General features: G+C 69.4%; 16 protein-coding genes and 1 pseudogene. 11 read left to right on the top strand and 6 right to left on the bottom strand.

Translation table 11 applies throughout. The features are described 5' to 3' along the window. The first annotated feature begins 8 nt into the window (after positions 1–8). Positions 9–518, top strand: coding sequence for a phosphoribosyltransferase (locus ACFY1U_RS16050; RefSeq protein ID WP_390694743.1), 510 nt, complete (start codon positions 9–11; stop codon positions 516–518). A 428-nt stretch (positions 519–946) separates the two neighbouring features. Beyond that, positions 947–1,732 carry a calcium-binding protein gene (locus tag ACFY1U_RS16045; protein ID WP_390694742.1) on the top strand — a complete coding sequence of 262 codons (786 nt, stop codon included), beginning with the start codon at positions 947–949 and terminating at the stop codon, positions 1,730–1,732. A 71-nt stretch (positions 1,733–1,803) separates the two neighbouring features. On the opposite strand, the gene ACFY1U_RS16040 is transcribed toward ACFY1U_RS16045, so the two are convergent. The 3 genes from ACFY1U_RS16040 to ACFY1U_RS16030 form a co-directional block, all read right to left on the bottom strand. Then, on the bottom strand, positions 1,804–2,790 hold the full coding sequence (locus tag ACFY1U_RS16040) for a YIP1 family protein (RefSeq protein WP_390694741.1): 987 nt from the start codon (positions 2,788–2,790) through the stop codon (positions 1,804–1,806). Between the two features lie 78 nt (positions 2,791–2,868). Next, the gene (locus ACFY1U_RS16035; protein WP_390694740.1) at positions 2,869–4,344 is read right to left on the bottom strand and encodes a VCBS repeat-containing protein; all 1,476 of its coding nucleotides are present in this window, start codon (positions 4,342–4,344) and stop codon (positions 2,869–2,871) included. Positions 4,345–4,661: 317 nt separating this feature from the next. Beyond that, positions 4,662–5,930, bottom strand: coding sequence for an FG-GAP repeat domain-containing protein (locus ACFY1U_RS16030; protein WP_390695215.1), 1,269 nt, complete (start codon positions 5,928–5,930; stop codon positions 4,662–4,664). Between the two features lie 384 nt (positions 5,931–6,314). Here ACFY1U_RS16030 and ACFY1U_RS16025 point away from each other — a divergent pair, with 384 nt between their 5' ends. The 4 genes from ACFY1U_RS16025 to ACFY1U_RS16010 all read left to right on the top strand — a co-directional run bounded on the left by ACFY1U_RS16025 (position 6,315) and on the right by ACFY1U_RS16010 (position 9,820). Beyond that, positions 6,315–6,845, top strand: coding sequence for a hypothetical protein (locus ACFY1U_RS16025; RefSeq protein ID WP_390694739.1), 531 nt, complete (start codon positions 6,315–6,317; stop codon positions 6,843–6,845). 7 nt (positions 6,846–6,852) lie between these two features. Continuing rightward, positions 6,853–7,797 carry a hypothetical protein gene (locus ACFY1U_RS16020; protein ID WP_390694738.1) on the top strand — a complete coding sequence of 315 codons (945 nt, stop codon included), beginning with the start codon at positions 6,853–6,855 and terminating at the stop codon, positions 7,795–7,797. A 220-nt stretch (positions 7,798–8,017) separates the two neighbouring features. Then, positions 8,018–9,433: a hypothetical protein gene (locus ACFY1U_RS16015; RefSeq protein ID WP_390694737.1), complete on the top strand. Its 1,416-nt coding sequence runs from the start codon at positions 8,018–8,020 to the stop codon at positions 9,431–9,433. Positions 9,434–9,493: 60 nt separating this feature from the next. Further along, positions 9,494–9,820, top strand: a complete 327-nt coding sequence (locus ACFY1U_RS16010; RefSeq protein ID WP_390694736.1) for an antibiotic biosynthesis monooxygenase family protein — start codon at positions 9,494–9,496, stop codon at positions 9,818–9,820. Positions 9,821–9,964: 144 nt separating this feature from the next. On the opposite strand, the gene ACFY1U_RS16005 is transcribed toward ACFY1U_RS16010, so the two are convergent. The 3 genes and pseudogenes from ACFY1U_RS16005 to ACFY1U_RS15995 form a co-directional block, all read right to left on the bottom strand. After that, the gene (locus tag ACFY1U_RS16005) at positions 9,965–10,231 is read right to left on the bottom strand and encodes a hypothetical protein (protein WP_390694735.1); all 267 of its coding nucleotides are present in this window, start codon (positions 10,229–10,231) and stop codon (positions 9,965–9,967) included. A gap of 91 nt (positions 10,232–10,322) precedes the next feature. Beyond that, positions 10,323–10,466: pseudogene (locus ACFY1U_RS16000) on the bottom strand (TetR family transcriptional regulator); the annotation flags it as partial. Positions 10,467–10,752: 286 nt separating this feature from the next. Further along, complete coding sequence (locus tag ACFY1U_RS15995; protein ID WP_390694734.1) at positions 10,753–13,035, bottom strand: (Fe-S)-binding protein; 2,283 nt, start codon at positions 13,033–13,035, stop codon at positions 10,753–10,755. 219 nt (positions 13,036–13,254) lie between these two features. Between ACFY1U_RS15995 and ACFY1U_RS15990 the strand changes: the two genes are divergently transcribed. The 5 genes from ACFY1U_RS15990 to ACFY1U_RS15970 all read left to right on the top strand — a co-directional run bounded on the left by ACFY1U_RS15990 (position 13,255) and on the right by ACFY1U_RS15970 (position 18,567). After that, positions 13,255–14,289: an MraY family glycosyltransferase gene (locus ACFY1U_RS15990; protein WP_390694733.1), complete on the top strand. Its 1,035-nt coding sequence runs from the start codon at positions 13,255–13,257 to the stop codon at positions 14,287–14,289. A 95-nt stretch (positions 14,290–14,384) separates the two neighbouring features. Continuing rightward, positions 14,385–16,229 (top strand): molecular chaperone DnaK, encoded by a 1,845-nt coding sequence (dnaK, locus tag ACFY1U_RS15985; protein ID WP_266957944.1) that lies wholly within the window; start codon positions 14,385–14,387, stop codon positions 16,227–16,229. Further along, positions 16,226–16,882, top strand: a complete 657-nt coding sequence (gene grpE, locus ACFY1U_RS15980) for a nucleotide exchange factor GrpE (protein WP_390694732.1) — start codon at positions 16,226–16,228, stop codon at positions 16,880–16,882. Before dnaK ends, grpE begins: the two co-directional genes overlap by 4 nt. Positions 16,883–16,939: 57 nt before the next feature. After that, on the top strand, positions 16,940–18,115 hold the full coding sequence (gene dnaJ, locus ACFY1U_RS15975) for a molecular chaperone DnaJ (RefSeq protein ID WP_390694731.1): 1,176 nt from the start codon (positions 16,940–16,942) through the stop codon (positions 18,113–18,115). Between the two features lie 5 nt (positions 18,116–18,120). Next, the gene (locus tag ACFY1U_RS15970) at positions 18,121–18,567 is read left to right on the top strand and encodes a heat shock protein transcriptional repressor HspR (RefSeq protein WP_351472885.1); all 447 of its coding nucleotides are present in this window, start codon (positions 18,121–18,123) and stop codon (positions 18,565–18,567) included. The last annotated feature ends 11 nt before the right edge of the window (positions 18,568–18,578 follow it).

Below are 18,578 nucleotides of genomic sequence, written 5' to 3'. Positions count from 1 at the left end.
AGAGCGCGGTGAGCGGTGTGCGGGAGAACCTGACCTACGAGGCCTTCGGGCACGCCGTGCGCGAACTCGCGCAGGCCATCGCCGACGACGGGTACGAGCCGGACATCGTGCTCAGCATCGCGCGCGGCGGTGTGTTCGTCGCAGGCGGGCTCGCCTACGCCCTCGACTGCAAGAACATCCACCTGGTGAACGTCGAGTTCTACACCGGCGTGGGCACCACCCTTGAGATGCCCGTCATGCTCGCCCCCGTTCCCAACGCCATCGACTTCTCCGACAAGAAGGTGCTCATCACCGACGACGTCGCCGACACGGGCAAGACGCTGAAGCTCGTACGCGACTTCTGTCTCGACACCGTCGCCGAGGTCCGCTCCGCCGTCGTCTACGAGAAGTCTCAGTCGCTGGTGAAGTGCGAGTACGTGTGGAAGCGGACCGACGACTGGATCAACTTCCCGTGGAGTGTGCTGCCTGTGGTGCGTAAGTCGGGCGAGCCGATCACTCCGTCAAAGGAAGCTCTCTGAGCGGCTTTGATCAGCGCGTGACCCGGACTGATGACGTGACAGGCGGTGGAGCGAGGCTGGCCGTCGTTTTCGGCGCTGCTTCCGTCGTGTGCTGGTTCTGCTGCCCGTTCTGGATGGTTGTGTGGCCGCTTGCTCTGCCCATCGGTCTGACAGGCGTTGTCCGGGGAATCATCGAGTGTCGAGCTGCCTCCCGTCAGGGCGTCAGCCGTGCCCAGCCATTGACAGGCTTGGTGCTCGGGGCGGTGGGAACGGCGGCGGCAGTCACGTACATGACCTTTGTGTTCACGCATCCGGACCTACCGATTCAAGGCTAGAACGGTGTCCGAAGGTCCGCCGTCGGGGAGTTGTGGAAACAACCGCGTGGTAAAGCTTTGGCCAACGCCGTAGGCTCCCCCTGACCGATCAAACATTCAGTGGGGGAACCATCCATGCGCACAACCGCGCGCTTTGCCCTGCTCGGAACCAGCCTCGCGCTGGTCGCCGGGGTGGCCGGTGCCACCGCCGCACAGGCGGATGACGGCGGCTCGGGCAACATCACGATCGACAAGGTCGTCGTCAACGGCGGCAAGCCGGTCGTGGTCGGCACCACCAAGGTGGTGACGGCCAAGGTGTCCGTGACCGCGTCGGACGACTCGGGCATCAAGGAGACCACGTACCTTTACGCCAAGGGCCCGACCCCGAACTTCGCGCAGATCTGGTACGACGACGGCGACATCACCTGCGTCAAGCTGAGCGACACCACGTCGACCTGCTCGGGCACGCTGACCTTCGACCCGCAGGCGGCGACCGGCTTCGTCGACAACAACGCCGCGGCCACCTGGAACCTCGGGACGCTGGTCTCCGCCAATGACCTCGACTACATCCACCGGGACGCGGCCACCACCTTCAAGGTGCAGCGCGCCTCGAAGCTGACGGTCAACGCCTCCCCGGAGCCGGTGCGGAAGGGCAAGGCCATCACCGTCACCGGCAAGCTCTCCCGGGCCAACTGGGAGGACAACCTCTACCACGGCTATGCGAACCAGCCGGTGAAGCTGCAGTTCCGCAAGAAGGGCAGCAGCACCTACACCACGGTGAAGACGGTCAGGACCAACTCGACGGGCGACCTCAGGACCACCCTCACCGCCACCACCGACGGCTACTTCCGCTACAGCTTCGCGGGCACGGCGACCACCCCGGCGGTCAACGCGGCCGGTGACTTCGTGGACGTCCGATAGCGACTGACAGCCACCTACGGAAAGGGCTCCCGGCGCACTGCCGGGAGCCCTTTCCGTACGCGGGAGATGGGTCAGAACGTGCCCAGCTTCACGATCGACAGCAGGGCGATCAGCTGGATCGCCGAGGCGCCCAGGGCCTTCGGCCAGGGCAGGTCGTGGGAGCGGCTGACCATCATCGTCAGCAGCGCGCCCGCCGCGACCCAGGTCGCCCAGCCCAGGGCCTGCACGAAGGTCGCGTTGCCGCCGAAGAACATGGCGAAGACCAGCCGGGGCGCGTCCGTCAGGGACATGATCAGCATGGAGAGGCCGACGGTGGGCTGCCAGGCGCCGTCGCCGCCGAGCTGGCGGGCCAGGGTGTGGGTGACCACGCCCAGGATGAAGGACGACAGGACCATTGCGACAGCCGTCGTCAGGACGATGGGCACCGCGTTCGACAGTGTGGCGTTGATCGCGTCCGAGCGGGCGCCGTCGAAGCCGAAGACCGCGAGCAGACCGTAGAGGAAGGTCACGATGAGGGCCGGGCCCCACATCGTGTAGTCCCGCATCTGGAGGAAGGTCTGGGCGGGCGAGAAGACGATGCCCCTCAGCAGGTCCTTCCAGTGCAGGCGGGGGCCCACGGGGGCCGCCGGGGCAGAGCCCGCGCGGTAGGTGCCGCCCTGGTTGTACGGGTCCTCGCCGACCGTGAACGCCTGGGTGTGGCCCGGGTTGTTCGCCGCGTACGGGTCCGGGTTGCCCTGCGGCGCGTAGGCGCCGCCGTCGCCAAAGTACTCCGGCTCGCCGTATCCGCCGCCGTTGCCCTGCGGCCACTGGCCGCCGCCGTTTCCGTACTGCTGCTGCCCGGGGTGGGGCTGCGGCGCCGGTGGCCCGCCGTACGACGGGCGGCCCTGCGGCGCCTGACGTCCGTACGGGGGTTGTTGCGGTCGCGTTTGCGGAGCGCCGTTGTTCCGGGCGCCGCGTCCGATCCTGAATCCAGCCACGTCTTCGAACGTACCTGGTCCCGGAGAGTGACGTGGCGGGCCCGGTGCTTCGGGCCCGGCTTTGCTGCCGAGCTGTGACATCCCTTAAGGGGACGGTAAAGGAACCCCTAGGGAGGAGCCGGGCCCGAGGGTGAGGGCCCGGCTCCCGTACGGGGCGGGTCAGTCCGCGAAGTTGGCGCCGAAGTACGGTGTGCCGGTCGTCGAGACGCCCGAGGTGTTCGGGGTGATCGCGCGGGAGCCGGTGGTGGTGATCCTGGTGCCGTCGGAGGGCAGGTAGGTCACCGCGCCGTCGCCGCCGTTCTCGGCGGAGCCGACGGTCAGGTCGGCCTTGCCGTCGCCGGTGACGTCGTCGAGCTTGAGGTCGAGACCGAACATGTCGCCGTCCTCGTCGTCGCCCGGCACGCCCGGGGTGGACTGGGCGAAGGACTGGGCCCCGGACGTCGTGTCCAGGCCGCTCGAGGTGCCGTAGAGGACGGTGACCGCACCGGTGTCGGCGTTGCTGCCGAGGTCCTCGCCGGCGACGCCGATCGCCAGGTCGAGGAAGCCGTCGCCGTTGATGTCGCCCAGGTCGAGTTCGTAGCCGAACATGTCCCGGGACTCGGAGCCGCCGGGGACGTTGCCGGTGTCCTGGGTGATGCCGGTGGAGGAGCCGGGGCCGGAGGCGGTGCCGTAGGTGACCCAGACCTTGCCGCCCTTGGCGGAGTCGGGGATGGTCGTCCCGTCGGACGTGGTGGCGTCCCAGTTGGCGCCGCTGACGATGTCGCCGTAGCCGTCGCCGTTGATGTCGCCGATCGCGGTGATCACGCCGGGCTTCAGGGCCTTGGCGGAGGCGACCTGCAGGCCGCTCGCGGTGCCGGGAATGTAGTAGTTGCGGTTCCAGCCGTAGGCGGTCTGCGTCTCGAAGCCGTCGACGACCAGGTCGGTGCGCTTGTCGCCGTTGATGTCGCCGGCGGTCAGGTTGAGGGGGCCGTTCGCACCGCCGCCGCTCTGGATGGCGGGCTTGATCGTGTAGCGGCCGCCGGGCGTGCCCGCGGAGCTGAAGCCGCCCTTGAAGACGTAGATCGTGGAGGCGGAGCTGCCGACGGCCAGGTCGGCCTTGCCGTCGCCGTCGAAGTCGCCGGCCGCGAGGTTCTTGCCCCAGAGGTCGTGGGTGGAGGGGGCCGGGTCGGAGACCGTGACGCCCTTGCCGGTGAGGCCCGACGCGGAGCCCCAGAGGATCGCGAGTGTGCCGCCGTCGGTGTCGGTGCCGACCTTCTCGTGCGGGGAGCTGACCGCCAGGTCGTCGTAGCCGTCGCCGTTGAAGTCGGCGTACGCGGTGTCCGAGGCGAAGGCGTCACCGGCCTCGGCGGCGCCGGGGACCCCTGCGCTGTTCTGGCTGAGGGTGGTGCGCTTGGCGGACGAGAGGCCGGTGGAGGTGCCGTAGAGGACGACCAGCTGGCCGGCGTTCTTCAGGCCGTTCACATAGGCACCGGAGGCAGAGAAGGCGACGTCGCCGATGCCGTCGCCGTTGAAGTCGGCCTTCGGGACGTGCGTGGAGTCCGCGGCCGTCGCGGTCGCGGCCGTGAAGGTGAGCAGACCGCCCGTCAGAGCGACGGCGGTGGCCGACGCGAGGGCGAGTCGCAGAGGCTTGTGCATGCGGGTTTTCTCCTGCGGCATGCGGGGGATGCCTGGCGGGCATCCGCAGTCGGTGGGGTGCGAGCCGACCCGTGTCCGCAGGGAGTTGTCCTCGGGTTCATGGGTCGGTCGGCGATCAGGAGACCCGCGATGGGGCGTAAGGGTTGTATGTGAGTACGGTAAATTTCTGAGACTGCTGTGGTTGTGTGGTCGTCGGCCTGATCGAGGGTGTGGTCGCGCAGGAGCACCGAGGCGCCGAACCAGGAGTCGCTCTCGTCGGCCGGGCGCTGGAAGCGAGTTGTAGGGGAACTCGGTGGACCTCTGGGGCCGCCGTGACGTCAGTTGTCCGCCAGGAACTCCGACGTCGAGAAGGTGACCGTCGGCTTCGCCGTCACGAGCCCCTTCTTCACGCCGGGATGGACGGCGACGGTGTCCTTCGTCTCGCCCAGGTACGTCCGCAGCGCGAGGTCCGCCCGTCCGTCCCCGTCGAAGTCGCCCACCGCCAGGACGCCTGTCGTCCCCTGGGCCGGTGGCTCGACGGTCACCATGCCTGCCGTGGACAAGCCCGACGTACGGCCTCGGAACACCCGTACCCCCGACCCGCCGGCGACGAGTTCGCTCAGGCCGTCGCCGTCGAGGTCGGCGGCGTCGAGCAGCGAGCCGGGGGAGCGGAGGGTGGCGCGGGTGGCGGCCGGGAGGTCGTAGCGCAGCAACGTCTCGTCCTGGGTGCCGACCGCCGCGTCGAGGGCGGCGCCCCTGCCGAAGCGGCCGAGGGCGACGTCGAGGCCCACGGGCAGGACGGTGCCGGTGCGGGTGGGGCCGGCGGGGCCGCCGAGGACGACGGAGGCCTTGCTCTGGCCCTCCGCCGCGCGGACCACCAGGTCGTCGTAGCCGTCGCGGTTGACGTCGGCCGCGGGGCCCGTGGGGACCTCGCCCGGTGACGGGATGGGGGCACCGGCCGCGCGGGGTGTGCCCTTGCGGCTGAACGGGCCGCGCAGATAGCTCAGTTGCTCCCCGGACGCGTGCAGGACCAGGTCCTGGGCGCCGTCGCCGTCGAAGTCGCCGCACACCGGCTGGTCGGGCCAGTCGTTGCCGGAGCGGGCGACGGCGGGGACGGTGAGTTTCACGGCGCGGGTCAGGCCGCCGGGGGAGCCGAAGAGGACCTGGAGGGGGACCGGGGGGCGGCCTTGGCCGTCGTAGGGCGGGTCGGTCGAGACGACCAAGTCGGTGAAGCCGTCCTTGTCGAGGTCGCAGCTCGCCTCCGCGTCGAAGACGTTGGGGAGTTGGCCCTTGGTGCGGACCGCGTACCTGGCGGGGCTGAGCAACTGCCGTGCCCCTGGGGTGAGTCCGCGCGTGCTGCCGTAGACGACGCCGATGCCCGCGTCGTCGGCGTGGCTCTGGGCCTTCACGAGCGTGTCGAGGACGAGGTCGCGGTGGCCGTCGCCGTTGAAGTCGTCGGGGATCCTGCTGCCCTTGCCGCGAGGGATCGGCAGCCGGGTCGGGGCGTCCGCGATCCGGACGGGGGTGGGGCGGGCGGCTGCGGCATCCCCGCCGGGTCCGCAGGCGGTGAGCAGAAGGCCGCCGCAGAGGGCCGCCGCCGTACACATTCCGCCTCTTCGCACGCGCACCCTCCACCTCGTCAGCACCGTCGACAACGCCTGGGTAATGATGCACGTGTTCGAGGTGGCGTGACAGTCCCGGGATGGGCCGGCCGTACGGGATGTCCCTGCGCACGAGTGCGGTTGCGGTTGCGGTTGCGGTTGCGTCAGGACGGCTTCAGCGGCGCGAGCTGCGGCAAACCGGTGGTACTGACCCGGGGTGATACGTGCCGGCCTCGGGGGCGAAGGACCGGGTCCGCAGAGAGCCGACCTGGCGGCCGGTGCCGCGCCATACGGGTGAAGTGTGCCGGTGCAGCCCTGTGTGGGGTGCGGTCACCGGCCGGGCGTCCTTGACTGGGAGTCGGTATCCGTCGGTCCCACAGGGGAGAAGACATGGCAGGCCGTCTGACGAAGAGGACCACCCGGTGTGGTGCGGTTGTGCTGCTGACGGCCTGCGCCGGGGCCGGCATGACCAGCTGTTCCGGCAATTCCGGGACGCCGTCGACCGGTCACAGCAAGGCGGCCTCAGCCGCCTCCTCGGCGGCCTCGGCGGTCTCGTCTGCCGTGCCGTCCCTGGCCTCGCAGGGTGCTTCCGCGCTGGCTTCGGCCTCGGCTGAGGCCAAACGGCGCCTGAATGAGGCGAAGAACGGGGTCGACGCCAAGGACGACGTACGCCTGGGCGCCCCGGCCCCGGATGCCGACGGGCGGAGCACCGTGGCCGTGAATGCGCACAACGGCGCGGGCTCGGCGAAGTCGTTCCTGGTCCAGGTCGACTTCCGTGACCAGGGAGACAATCTCCTGGACACCACGGTGGTGACGCTCAGCGATGTCGGGGCGGGGAAGGACGGCAAGGCCACCGCTCGCAGCAACCGCAAGCTGTCCGGCCCCGTCCGCGCCGAAGTCGCCAGGGCCCTGCGTTACTAGGCACGGCATGCCGTGCGTCGCCGGACACGCCATCACGCGCGAGCGCCTTGTCAGAACACTGACGTTCTGGCTCCGTCCGGCTTTCGCCCTGCGGGTCGTCAACCGCTTCCAGAAGATCGTGGGCTTCGACCGTTCCATCGCGCTCGCCTCGAGCGCTCTGACCGCACTCGTTCCTCTCGCCATCCTCACCGGCGCCGTACTGAGCGGCATCGTGCACTACGACGCGGCAGAGCGCATCATCAACCGTTACCACCTCACCGGTGACGGCGCCGAGGCCGTGCATATGCTCCTTGACCCGCCGGAGGGCGCCGGCGCGAGCGTGGGCCTGCTCGGCGTGGTCTTCCTGACGATCTCGACGCTGAGCTTCGCCCGAGCAGTTCAGCGCCTGTTCGAGCAGACCTGGGAACTCAAGCCCCTCAGCGTGCGCAACACACGCAACGACCTGCTGTGGATCGTCGGGCTCGGCGCCTACACGGCGGTCCTCGGCTGGATTCAGACGACGCTCGGCGGGGGCCGCCTCGGCCTGGCGGCGGCGTTGTCCCAGGCGCCGGTGACCGCTGTCTTCCTCACCTGGAGCGGCCGCATCCTGTCCGGCAAACGGATCGCCCCGCCGAGGCTGCTCCCCTTCGGGATCATCGCGGCGGTACTGACGGCGGCCTACTCGGTGGGCGCGAACGTATACCTGCCGCGACTGTTCAACTCCTACGCCGCCCGGTACGGAGCAGTCGGCGCCGCCTTCGCGATGATCTCAGCGCTGTTCGCGGCCATGCTGGTGGTCGTGGCCTCCGCAGCACTGGGACGGGAGATGCACGACGAACTCACCCGGATCCGCGCGGGGAGCCGACCGTCGGATCACGAGATCCGCCGCCAGTGGGACAGCATTCTCGAGCAGGCGCGTATGCGCTGGCGTACCGCCCGGGAACAGGTCACACATCACCGTCCCAAGGACTGAGCCACGCCAGGGATCTGCGCGCTCGCGGACACCCCGATCGACGAGGAGGACATGGACGTCGACGGCGACCCCGCGGACCGATCCCGCTCTTAATCCTGCGGCGTGTGTCGTACCGGTGATCTAAGGTCGTGCCGTTCGTCACCGCCGGGGACATGACAGGTGTGTCTCACCGGGTCCGTTGAGTGAATCCATGCAAACCTCTTCAGGCATAAGGACGTTGATGAGACGCAACTCCCTCACCGGCTTGACCGCCGTGTTCGCCTCCGCTGTGGGGCTGGCCGCATCGTTGCTTGTCGCGGGCCCGGCCGGTGCTGCTTCCAGCCAGCCGGTGATCACTCTGGACGCGCCGACTCCTTCGGCCCTGCCGGCCGCTCCTGCCACGGCGGGCGTGTCCTTCGACTTCCACACCAAGACCAAGAACCTCACGGCCGACGATGCCACTCTGACCGTGGATGCCCGAGGTCTGTCGAAGATCGCCAAGGTGGCGTTCTCGAGCAACTGCACCGCCCATGGCCTGGTCGCCACGTGCTCGGAGTCGTTCGAGTCCGGCTCCGATCCGAAGATCGGACTCGGGTCCATGACCCAGCTGACCCTGACCGCACTCCGAGGCAGCCGGCTGGGCGCCACGGGAACGTACAAGATCACCGGCCGGTCGGCGCACGCGCAGATCGTGGGTGGCACGGGATCGGTCACCGTGGGAGGGCCGTCCTTCGGCCTGAAGCGCCTCGCCGATCACACCAACCTGAAGGTCGGCAGCACCCTCGCGGAACCGGTCCAGTTCACCAATGTCGGCGACCGTCCCGCCCGCGGTGTGCAGACCGTCCTGGCAGCCTCATCGGGCCTGGACTTCGCCGACCACTACTCCAACTGCCAGTACGGGTTCAACGGCGCCATCCACTTCGCCAAGTGCTACCCCAAGGGCGCCATCAACCTCGCGGAGACGGCCGCCTTGTCCGCCCCGGTGCGCCTGCACGTCAACTCCACCGCACTGTTCACCACCCTCGACGTCCTCACCGCGCCTCTCGGCCAGCCCGGCTGGCCGGACGGCCAGGGCCTCAAGTGGACGTGGGGCAAGAAGTCTGCGCCTGCGCTCAAACTGAAGGTGATCAAGGCAGGCCGGCACTCTTCGGCCCCGGCGGGGTCCGTGTCCCTGCCGCAGACCGGCAGCGTCACCGATTATTGGATCGCTTCCCTCAAGGCCCACAACACGGCCGACTTCGCAGTCTCCGGCGCAAGTGCTCAAGCGGGTGCCGGCAAGACCGCGACCCTCGGCTTCCACCTGACCGCCAACGGTCCGGCGACCCTGTACGACCGCAGCGGCGGTGATGGACTCCCCACCGCCTGGGTGACGCTCCCGCCAGGCACCACCGCCGTCGGCCATTCGGCCAACTGCGCTCCGTGGCAGGAGAACAACCCGACCGCCAAGGCCAAGGGACCCTACGTCTGCACACTGCCGGGATACGTCGTGCCCAAGGGACAGGTCACCGCCTTCGCCCTGACCCTGCGGGTCGACGACGTGGTCACCCATGCCGCAGGCAGCGTTCAGTTGGTCTGGGGCCCGGATCCGGCCGACTCCCACCGGCCCGACTTCGATCCGGACAGCCGCAACGACTCCGCCGCCCTCACCATGAACTGAGCCACGGGCAAGCACAGGCCGCTCACGCCCTCCTGATCAGCCCTACGGCAGGATGAGCCCATGAGCGTAGTGAAGATCAATGTGCTGACCGTGCCCGCTGAGCAGCGGGAGGTGCTGGAAAAGCGGTTCGCCTCGCGGGCCCACGCCGTGGAGAGCTCCGACGGGTTCGAGTGGTTCGAACTTCTTCGGCCGGTCGAGGGGACCGACCAGTATCTGGTGTACACGCGGTGGCGGGACGAGGCGTCCTTCCAGGGGTGGATGGAGGGGCCGATGAAGTCCGCCCACCAGGGTGGTGGCGAGGGCGGCGAGCGTCCGAAGCCGGCGGCCAGTGGCTCGACGCTGTGGTCGTTCGAGGTGGTGCAGCAGGCGGGGCCGAAGGGCGCGTAGTGTCCGCGCGCTGCGCCGGGGCCGACGTCAGGGGGTGTCGGCCCCGGCTTGTTCGGCTACGAGGGTTCGCACGCAGGGCAGTTGAGCGGGACGCCCAGGCAGGCGTGCAGGGCCTGGCCGAGTCGTCGGTCCACGGCCGTGTTCTCAGCCGGCTGACTCCTGCGGGTTCCGTGAGGGGACGAGTGCGTACGGCAGTGCCGTGGTGAGTACGGCGAGTGTGACGGTGTCCTGCTCGGCGCCCCGGGGCAGATGACCGGTGACGTGGTCGCTCAACCAGTGCCAGGCCAGTTGGTGCCAAGTCGTGGTCGGGTGGAGCACGGCGGCGTACGTCAGTGCCGGATCGGTCCTTGCCATGGCTCGCACGACCGGGTGGCCCCGCAGCAGGCCCGCGGCCCGGACCACGGTGCGCACCGCGAGGCAGTTCGCGGACAGCGGCCCCCCCGGGCACCTCCCGGGCCCTGTGCAGGACGCGTCGGAGCTCGTGCAGTGTGGCTTCTTCGAGCAACGCCCGGGGGCTGCGCCAGTTCCGGTAGATGAACGGGCGGTTGGTGTCGGCCAGGCGGGCGATGTGCGTCACGCCGACGCGCCGCGGCCCGTGCTCGGCCAGCGCGTCCAGAACCGCGCGGTGAACGGTGACTGTGCTCATTCCCGCGAGTGTGGTGCCGGGGGTGGGGATGGTGCCCGGGAAAAGTGTGTCGGTTTCCCGGAAAGTGTCACAGTTTTTCTTGGGGAGGGGTCCCGCTCAGGCCGATGGTGTGGTCTCGTGTGGTCTCTTCGGTGGGCCGCGGGCGCTGAGACACGAACGATGCCGAGGCCGGGCCCCGCGATGCCGTACGTGGCCCCGCAGCTACTGGCCGTCGCCGAAACCCTGCCAACCGCGCACAACGGCGCCCCGCCTCGAAAGAGACGGGGCGCCGTGGCTGTCGTAAGGACTACTTCACCGGCTCCGGCTCCGGTGCGCTCTCCGACGCCTCCTCGCCTGCCGGGTCCACCGGGGTCTTGACCGACTCCAGGAGCAGCTGGGCCACGTCCACCACCTGGATGGACTCCTTGGCCTTGCCGTCGTTCTTCTTGCCGTTCACGGAGTCCGTGAGCATGACGAGGCAGAACGGGCAGGCCGTCGAGACGATGTCCGGGTTGAGGGAGAGAGCCTCGTCGACGCGCTCGTTGTTGATGCGCTTGCCGATCCGCTCCTCCATCCACATCCGGGCGCCACCGGCGCCGCAGCAGAAGCCGCGCTCCTTGTGGCGGTGCATCTCCTCGTTGCGCAGGCCCGGGACGTTGGCGATGATCTCGCGCGGGGGCGTGTAGATCTTGTTGTGGCGGCCCAGGTAGCAGGGGTCGTGGTACGTGATGATGCCCTCGACCGGGGTGACCGGGACCAGCTTGCCCTCGTCGACGAGGTGCTGCAGCAGCTGGGTGTGGTGGATGACCTCGTAGTCGCCGCCGAGCTGCGGGTACTCGTTGCCGATGGTGTTGAGGCAGTGCGGGCAGGTGGCGACGATCTTCTTCGCCGACTTGGGCTTGGCGGACTCCGGGACCACCTTGCCGTCGTCGTCGAGCTCCTCGCCGAACGCCATGTTCAGCGCCATGACGTTCTCCATGCCGAGCTCCTGGAACAGGGGCTCGTTGCCCAGACGGCGGGCGGAGTCACCGGTGCACTTCTCGTCGCCGCCCATGATCGCGAACTTGACGCCCGCGATGTGGAGGAGTTCGGCGAACGCCTTCGTGGTCTTCTTGGCGCGGTCCTCCAGGGAGCCGGCGCAGCCGACCCAGTAGAGGTACTCGACCTCGGTGAGGTCCTCGATGTCCTGGCCGACGACCGGGACCTCGAACTCGACCTCCTTGAGCCACTCCAGGCGCTGCTTCTTGGCCAGGCCCCAGGGGTTGCCCTTCTTCTCCAGGTTCTTGAGCATCGTGCCCGCCTCGGACGGGAACGCGGACTCGATCATCACCTGGTAGCGGCGCATGTCGACGATGTGGTCGATGTGCTCGATGTCCACCGGGCACTGCTCGACACAGGCGCCGCAGGTGGTGCAGGACCACAGGACGTCCGGGTCGATGACGCCGTTCTCCTCGGCGGTGCCGATCAGCGGGCGCTCGGCCTCCGCGAGAGCCGCGGCCGGGACGTCCTTCAGCTGCTCCTCGGACGCCTTCTCCTCGCCCTCCATGGACTTGCCGCCGCCGGCCAGCAGGTACGGGGCCTTGGCATGCGCGTGGTCGCGCAGCGACATGATCAGGAGCTTGGGGGAGAGCGGCTTGCCCGTGTTCCAGGCGGGGCACTGCGACTGGCAGCGGCCGCACTCGGTGCAGGTGGAGAAGTCGAGCAGGCCCTTCCAGGAGAACTGCTCGACCTGGGAGACGCCGAAGACGTCGTCCTCGCCCGGGTCGGTGAAGTCGATCGGCTTGCCGCCCGAGGTCATCGGCTGCAGGGCGCCCAGGGCCGTCGAGCCGTCGGCGTTGCGCTTGAACCAGATGTTCGGGAAGGCCAGGAAGCGGTGCCAGGCCACACCCATGTTGGTGTTCAGCGAGACCACGATCATCCAGATGAACGAGGTGCTGATCTTGATCATCGCGACCAGGTAGATCAGGTTCTGCAGCGCGGAGACCGAGAGCCCCTTGAAGGCCGCCACCAGCGGGTACGACGCGAAGTACGAGGCGTCGTAGCCGTCCACGTGATGGATCGCGCCCTCCAGGCCGCGCAGCACGTAGATCGCGAGGCCGATGGTGAGGATGACGTACTCGACGAAGTACGCCTGACCCGACTTGGAGCCCGCGAAGCGGGACTTGCGGCCGGGGCGGGAGGGCAGGTTCAGCAGGCGGATCGTCATCAGTACGACGATGCCGAGGACCGTCATCACACCGATGAACTCGGTGTACATCTCCAGCGGCAACCAGTCGCCGACGACCGGCAGCGTCCAGTCGGCCTGGAAGAGCTGGCCGAAGGCCTGCGCCAGGGTCGGCGGCAGGGTCAGGAAGCCGACCGCCACGAACCAGTGGGCGAAGCCCACGATGCCCCAGCGGTTCATCCGCGTGTGGCCGAGGAACTCCCTGACAAGAGTCACGCTGCGCGCGTACGGGTTGTCGGTCCGGGTGCCGGCGGGCACCGGCTGGCCCAGTTTGAAGTACCGGACGAACTGACCGATGGCGCGTGCGAGCAGCGCAACGCCGACCACGGTCAGGACCAGCGACACGATGATCGCGGCGAGTTGCATTTGGGGGCTCCTCGGGACTGCGAGGGTCATTACTAAGCGGTAACTTATGTAGTCCGATTGAGACTACCCCCATCCTCCGTCGCACTGTAGCCGGGCGTGCGGTGATCTGCGTCGCTGAGGGTTGCCTTAAGGGGCTGCGGCCAGGTCTGCTGTCGGGCTTGCGACGATGCGATCGTGTTATTCATGCCAAATTGGTACATTTGCGCCTAACTTAGACCCGTGCTATACGGGATCGCCGCCGCCACCACCGCCCTGCTGCTCGCCGCCGTGCTCACCGCACTGCTGCGGGTGCCCGCACTGCGCCTCGGCATCGTCGAGCGGAGACGGCAGCGGCAACGGCCCGTGCCGCTGCTCGGCGGTCTCGCCGTGGTGCTCGCCACCTGTGCGGTGGCGGTGGCCATGGACCGGACCGGCGTCGCGCCCCTCGGGGCGGGGGTGGGGCGGCTGCTGGTCGCGGGCGGCGCCGTCGCCGCGCTCGGGCTCGTCGCGGACATCGGGCGGGTCAAGGCGCGGGTCCTCGTCGCCGGTACGGCCGTGGCGGCGGCCAGTGTGGTGCCGTACCAGGAGACCGGGGTGCCGGCCGGGCTGCTCGCCGTCGGCTGGATCGTCTTCGTCGCCATCGGGTTCAAGGCGCTCGACCATGCGGACGCGCTCGCGGGGACCGTCGGGGTGCTCACCGCCTTCGGGGTGGGGGCCTGTGCGGCGGCCGAGCTGATGGACGGGCTCGCGGTACTGCTGAGTGTGCTGGCCGCCGCGCTGACCGGGTTCCTCATGCACAACTGGCCGCCCGCGCGCGTGGGGCTCGGCGCCTGCGGCTCGCTGTTCACGGGGTTCCTGCTCGCCGCGTCGGCCGTGTTCACCCGGGCGGGCTACGCGCTCGCGCCCAGTGCGGCAGTGCTGTTCTCGCTCACCGCCCTGGCGAGCGCGGACGTGCTCCTCGTGGTCCTGTCCCGGAGGCTGGCCGGGCGGCCGTTGCTGCGCGGCGGGCCCGACCATGTCGCCCACCGGCTGCGGCGGCTCGGGCTCACTCCGCAGGGGGCGACCGTGCTGCCCGGAATCGGGGCCTTCGCCGGGGTGTTCGTCGGAGTGCTCATGCATATCGGGTGGACCGCCCTGTCCGCCGTGTACTGGGTGGGGGCGGTGGTACTCGTCGTCGTACTCATGCTCCTTCGGGTGCCCGTGTACGGTCTCCGGCGGTCCGTGCCCACGCAGTCGACGCAGGTCAGCGGGCCATTGCGTGTAAGGAACGGATAAGAGTTGAGTCGGTCCGACTCAGGTCTGTTGACCCATCGACGGGGCGTCGTGCACACTTGAGTCCGTTCCACTCAAGTCAGCTGGAGGAATTCACCATGGCACGTGCGGTCGGCATCGACCTGGGCACGACTAACTCCGTCGTCAGCGTTCTGGAGGGCGGCGAGCCCACCGTCATCACCAACGCCGAGGGTGCCAGGACCACGCCGTCCGTCGTCGCCTTCGCGAAGAACGGTGAGGTGCTCGTCGGCGAGGTCGCCAAGCGCCAGGCGGTCACGAACGTGGACCGGACCATCCGTTCCGTGAAGCGCCACATGGGCACGGACTGGAAGATCGAGCTCGACGGGAAGCCCTTCAACCCGCAGCAGATCTCCGCGTTCATCCTGCAGAAGCTGAAGCGGGACGCCGAGGCCTACCTGGGCGAGAAGGTGACCGACGCGGTCATCACCGTCCCGGCCTACTTCAACGACTCCGAGCGCCAGGCGACCAAGGAGGCCGGCGAGATCGCCGGTCTGAACGTCCTGCGCATCGTGAACGAGCCGACCGCGGCGGCGCTCGCGTACGGCCTCGACAAGGACGACCAGACGATCCTCGTCTTCGACCTCGGTGGCGGCACCTTCGACGTGTCCCTCCTGGAGATCGGTGACGGCGTCGTCGAGGTGAAGGCCACCAACGGCGACAACCACCTCGGTGGTGACGACTGGGACCAGCGCATCGTCGACTACCTGGTCAAGCAGTTCGCCGGCGGCCACGGCGTGGACCTCGGCAAGGACAAGATGGCCCTGCAGCGTCTGCGTGAGGCCGCCGAGAAGGCCAAGATCGAGCTGTCCTCGTCCACCGAGACCTCGATCAACCTGCCGTACATCACCGCGTCCGCCGAGGGCCCGCTGCACCTGGACGAGAAGCTCACCCGGGCTCAGTTCCAGCAGCTGACGGCCGACCTGCTGGAGCGCTGCAAGACGCCGTTCCACAACGTCATCAAGGACGCCGGCATCTCCATCAACGAGATCGACCACGTCGTCCTCGTCGGCGGTTCCACCCGTATGCCCGCCGTCGCCGAGCTCGTCCGCGAGCTGACCGGCGGCAAGGACGCCAACAAGGGCGTCAACCCGGACGAGGTCGTCGCCATCGGCGCCGCCCTGCAGGCCGGTGTCCTCAAGGGTGAGGTCAAGGACGTCCTGCTCCTCGACGTGACCCCGCTGTCCCTCGGCATCGAGACCAAGGGCGGCATCATGACCAAGCTCATCGAGCGGAACACGACGATCCCGACCAAGCGGTCCGAGATCTTCACCACCGCCGAGGACAACCAGCCCTCCGTGCAGATCCAGGTCTACCAGGGCGAGCGCGAGATCGCGGCGTACAACAAGAAGCTCGGGATGTTCGAGCTGACCGGTCTGCCGCCGGCCCCGCGCGGTGTCCCGCAGATCGAGGTCGCCTTCGACATCGACGCCAACGGCATCATGCACGTGACCGCGAAGGACCTGGGCACGGGCAAGGAGCAGAAGATGACCGTCACCGGCGGCTCCTCGCTGCCGAAGGACGAGGTCGACCGGATGCGCCAGGAGGCCGAGAAGTACGCGGAGGAGGACCACGCCCGCCGCGAGGCCGCCGAGACCCGCAACCAGGGCGAGCAGCTCGTCTACCAGACGGAGAAGTTCCTCAAGGACAACGAGGACAAGGTCCCCGGCGAGATCAAGACCGAGGTCGAGGCGTCCGTCGAGGAGCTGAAGACCGCGCTCAAGGGCGAGGACACCGCCGAGATCCGCACCGCCACCGAGAAGGTCGCGGCCGTCTCGCAGAAGCTGGGCCAGGCCATGTACGCCGACGCCCAGGCCTCGCAGGCCGCCGCCGGCGGTGCCGCGGGCGCCGAGGCCCCGAAGGCCGACGACGACGTGGTGGACGCCGAGATCGTGGACGACGAGCGCAAGGACGGTGCCGCGTGACGGAGGAGACCCCGGGCTTCGACGAGAAGCCCGACGTCCCCTCCGGCGCCACCCCCGACGACGCCGAGCCGCAGGCCGCCTCCCCCTCCTCGGGGGAGGGGGCGGCCCCGGCCGGGGACGCAGCACAGATCGCCGGTCTGACGGCCCAGCTGGACCAGGTGCGCACGGCGCTCGGTGAGCGCACGGCGGACCTCCAGCGGCTCCAGGCCGAGTACCAGAACTACCGCCGCCGGGTGGAGCGGGACCGGATCACGGTCAAGGAGATCGCCATCGCGAACCTCCTGACCGAGCTCCTGCCCGTGCTCGACGACATCGGCCGCGCCCGGGACCACGGCGAACTCGTCGGCGGATTCAAGTCCGTCGCGGAGTCGCTGGAGACCGTCGCGGCGAAGATGGGACTGCAGCAGTTCGGCAAGGAGGGCGAGCCCTTCGACCCGACGATCCACGAGGCCCTGATGCACTCGTACGCGCCGGACGTCACGGAGACGACCTGCGTGGCGATTCTGCAGCCCGGGTACCGCTTCGGCGAGCGCACCATCCGCCCCGCGCGGGTGGCCGTCGCCGAACCGCAGCCCGGCGCCCAGACCGTCAAGGCCGAAGAAGCGACCGAGGCGGCCGACGACAAGGAGAGCGGTGGCCCGGACGAGGGCTGAGCTTGAACCGGTCGCAGCACCGACCGCTGTATCGATGAGAGAGGAGGGGCGTCGGGGATGAGCACCAAGGACTTCATCGAGAAGGACTACTACAAGGTCCTCGGCGTCCCCAAGGACGCCACCGAGGCCGAGATCAAGAAGGCCTACCGGAAGCTCGCCCGCGAGAACCACCCGGACGCCAACAAGGGCAACGCCAAGGCCGAGGAGCGCTTCAAGGAGATCTCCGAGGCGAACGACATACTCGGCGACCCCAAGAAGCGCAAGGAGTACGACGAGGCCCGCGCCCTCTTCGGCAACGGCGGCTTCCGCCCCGGGCCGGGCGCGGGCGGCGGCTCCTTCAACTTCGACCTGGGCGACCTCTTCGGAGGCGGCGCCCAGGGCGGGGGTTCCGGAGGCTTCGGCGGCGGAATCGGTGACGTCTTCGGGGGCCTGTTCAACCGCGGCAGCTCCGGCACCACCCGGGTGCAGCCCAGGCGCGGCCAGGACATCGACACCGAGGTCAGCCTCAGCTTCACCGAGGCGATCGAGGGGGCGACGGTCCCGCTGCGCATGTCCTCGCAGGCGCCCTGCAAGGCCTGCTCGGGCACCGGCGACGCGAACGGCAACCCGCGGGTGTGCCCGACGTGCGTCGGCACCGGCCAGGTCGCGCGGGGCTCCGGCGGCGGCTTCTCGCTCACCGACCCCTGTCCGGACTGCAAGGGCCGCGGCCTGATCGCGGAGAACCCCTGCGAGGTCTGCAAGGGCTCGGGCCGCGCCAAGTCCTCGCGCACCATGCAGGTCCGCATCCCGGCCGGGGTGTCGGACGGCCAGCGCATCCGGCTGCGCGGCAAGGGCGCACCGGGCGAGCGGGGCGGCCCGGCGGGCGACCTGTACGTCACGGTGCATGTCGACGCGCACCCCGTGTTCGGCCGCAAGGGCGACAACCTCACCGTCACCGTCCCGGTGACGTTCGCGGAGGCGGCGCTCGGCGGCGAGGTCAGGGTCCCCACCCTGGGCGGCCCGCCCGTCACCCTGAAGCTGCCCCCGGGCACGCCCAACGGCCGCACCATGCGCGCCCGCGGCAAGGGCGCGGTCCGCAAGGACGGCACCCGCGGCGACCTCCTGGTCACCGTAGAGGTGAGTGTCCCGGCGGAGTTGACGGGGAAGGCTCGTGACGCACTCGAGGCGTATCGCGAGGCGACCGCGGGCGAGGACCCGCGGGCGGAGCTGTTCAAGGCCGCGAAGGGAGCATGACCACGATGGACGGCCGTCGACGCAACCCGTACGAGCTGACTGAGGAAACCCCGGTCTACGTCATCTCGGTGGCGGCCCAGCTCTCCGGACTGCACCCGCAGACCCTGCGCCAGTACGACCGCCTCGGCCTGGTCTCGCCCGACCGCACCCCCGGCCGCGGCCGCCGCTACTCGGCCCGCGACATCGAACTGCTGCGCACGGTCCAGCAGTTGTCGCAGGACGAGGGCATTAACCTGGCGGGCATCAAGCGGATCATCGAACTGGAGAACCAGGTCGCCGCGCTCCAGCAGCGCGTCGCCGAACTCCAGGCGGCGGTCGAGGGCGCGGCAGCCGCGATGCAGCAGCGCGAGGCGGCGGTGCACGCGTCGTACCGCCGCGACCTGGTGCCGTATCAGGAGGTCCAGCAGACCAGTGCGCTGGTGGTGTGGCGGCCCAAGCGGCAGCAGGACTGACGTGCATGTGT

Source organism: Streptomyces sp. NPDC001351 (assembly GCF_042896045.1).
In the GTDB taxonomy this organism is placed as follows: Bacteria; Actinomycetota; Actinomycetes; order Streptomycetales; family Streptomycetaceae; genus Streptomyces.
The sequence above is the reverse complement of the archived record's forward strand: the minus strand, read 5'-3'. Positions and strand labels throughout refer to the sequence as shown.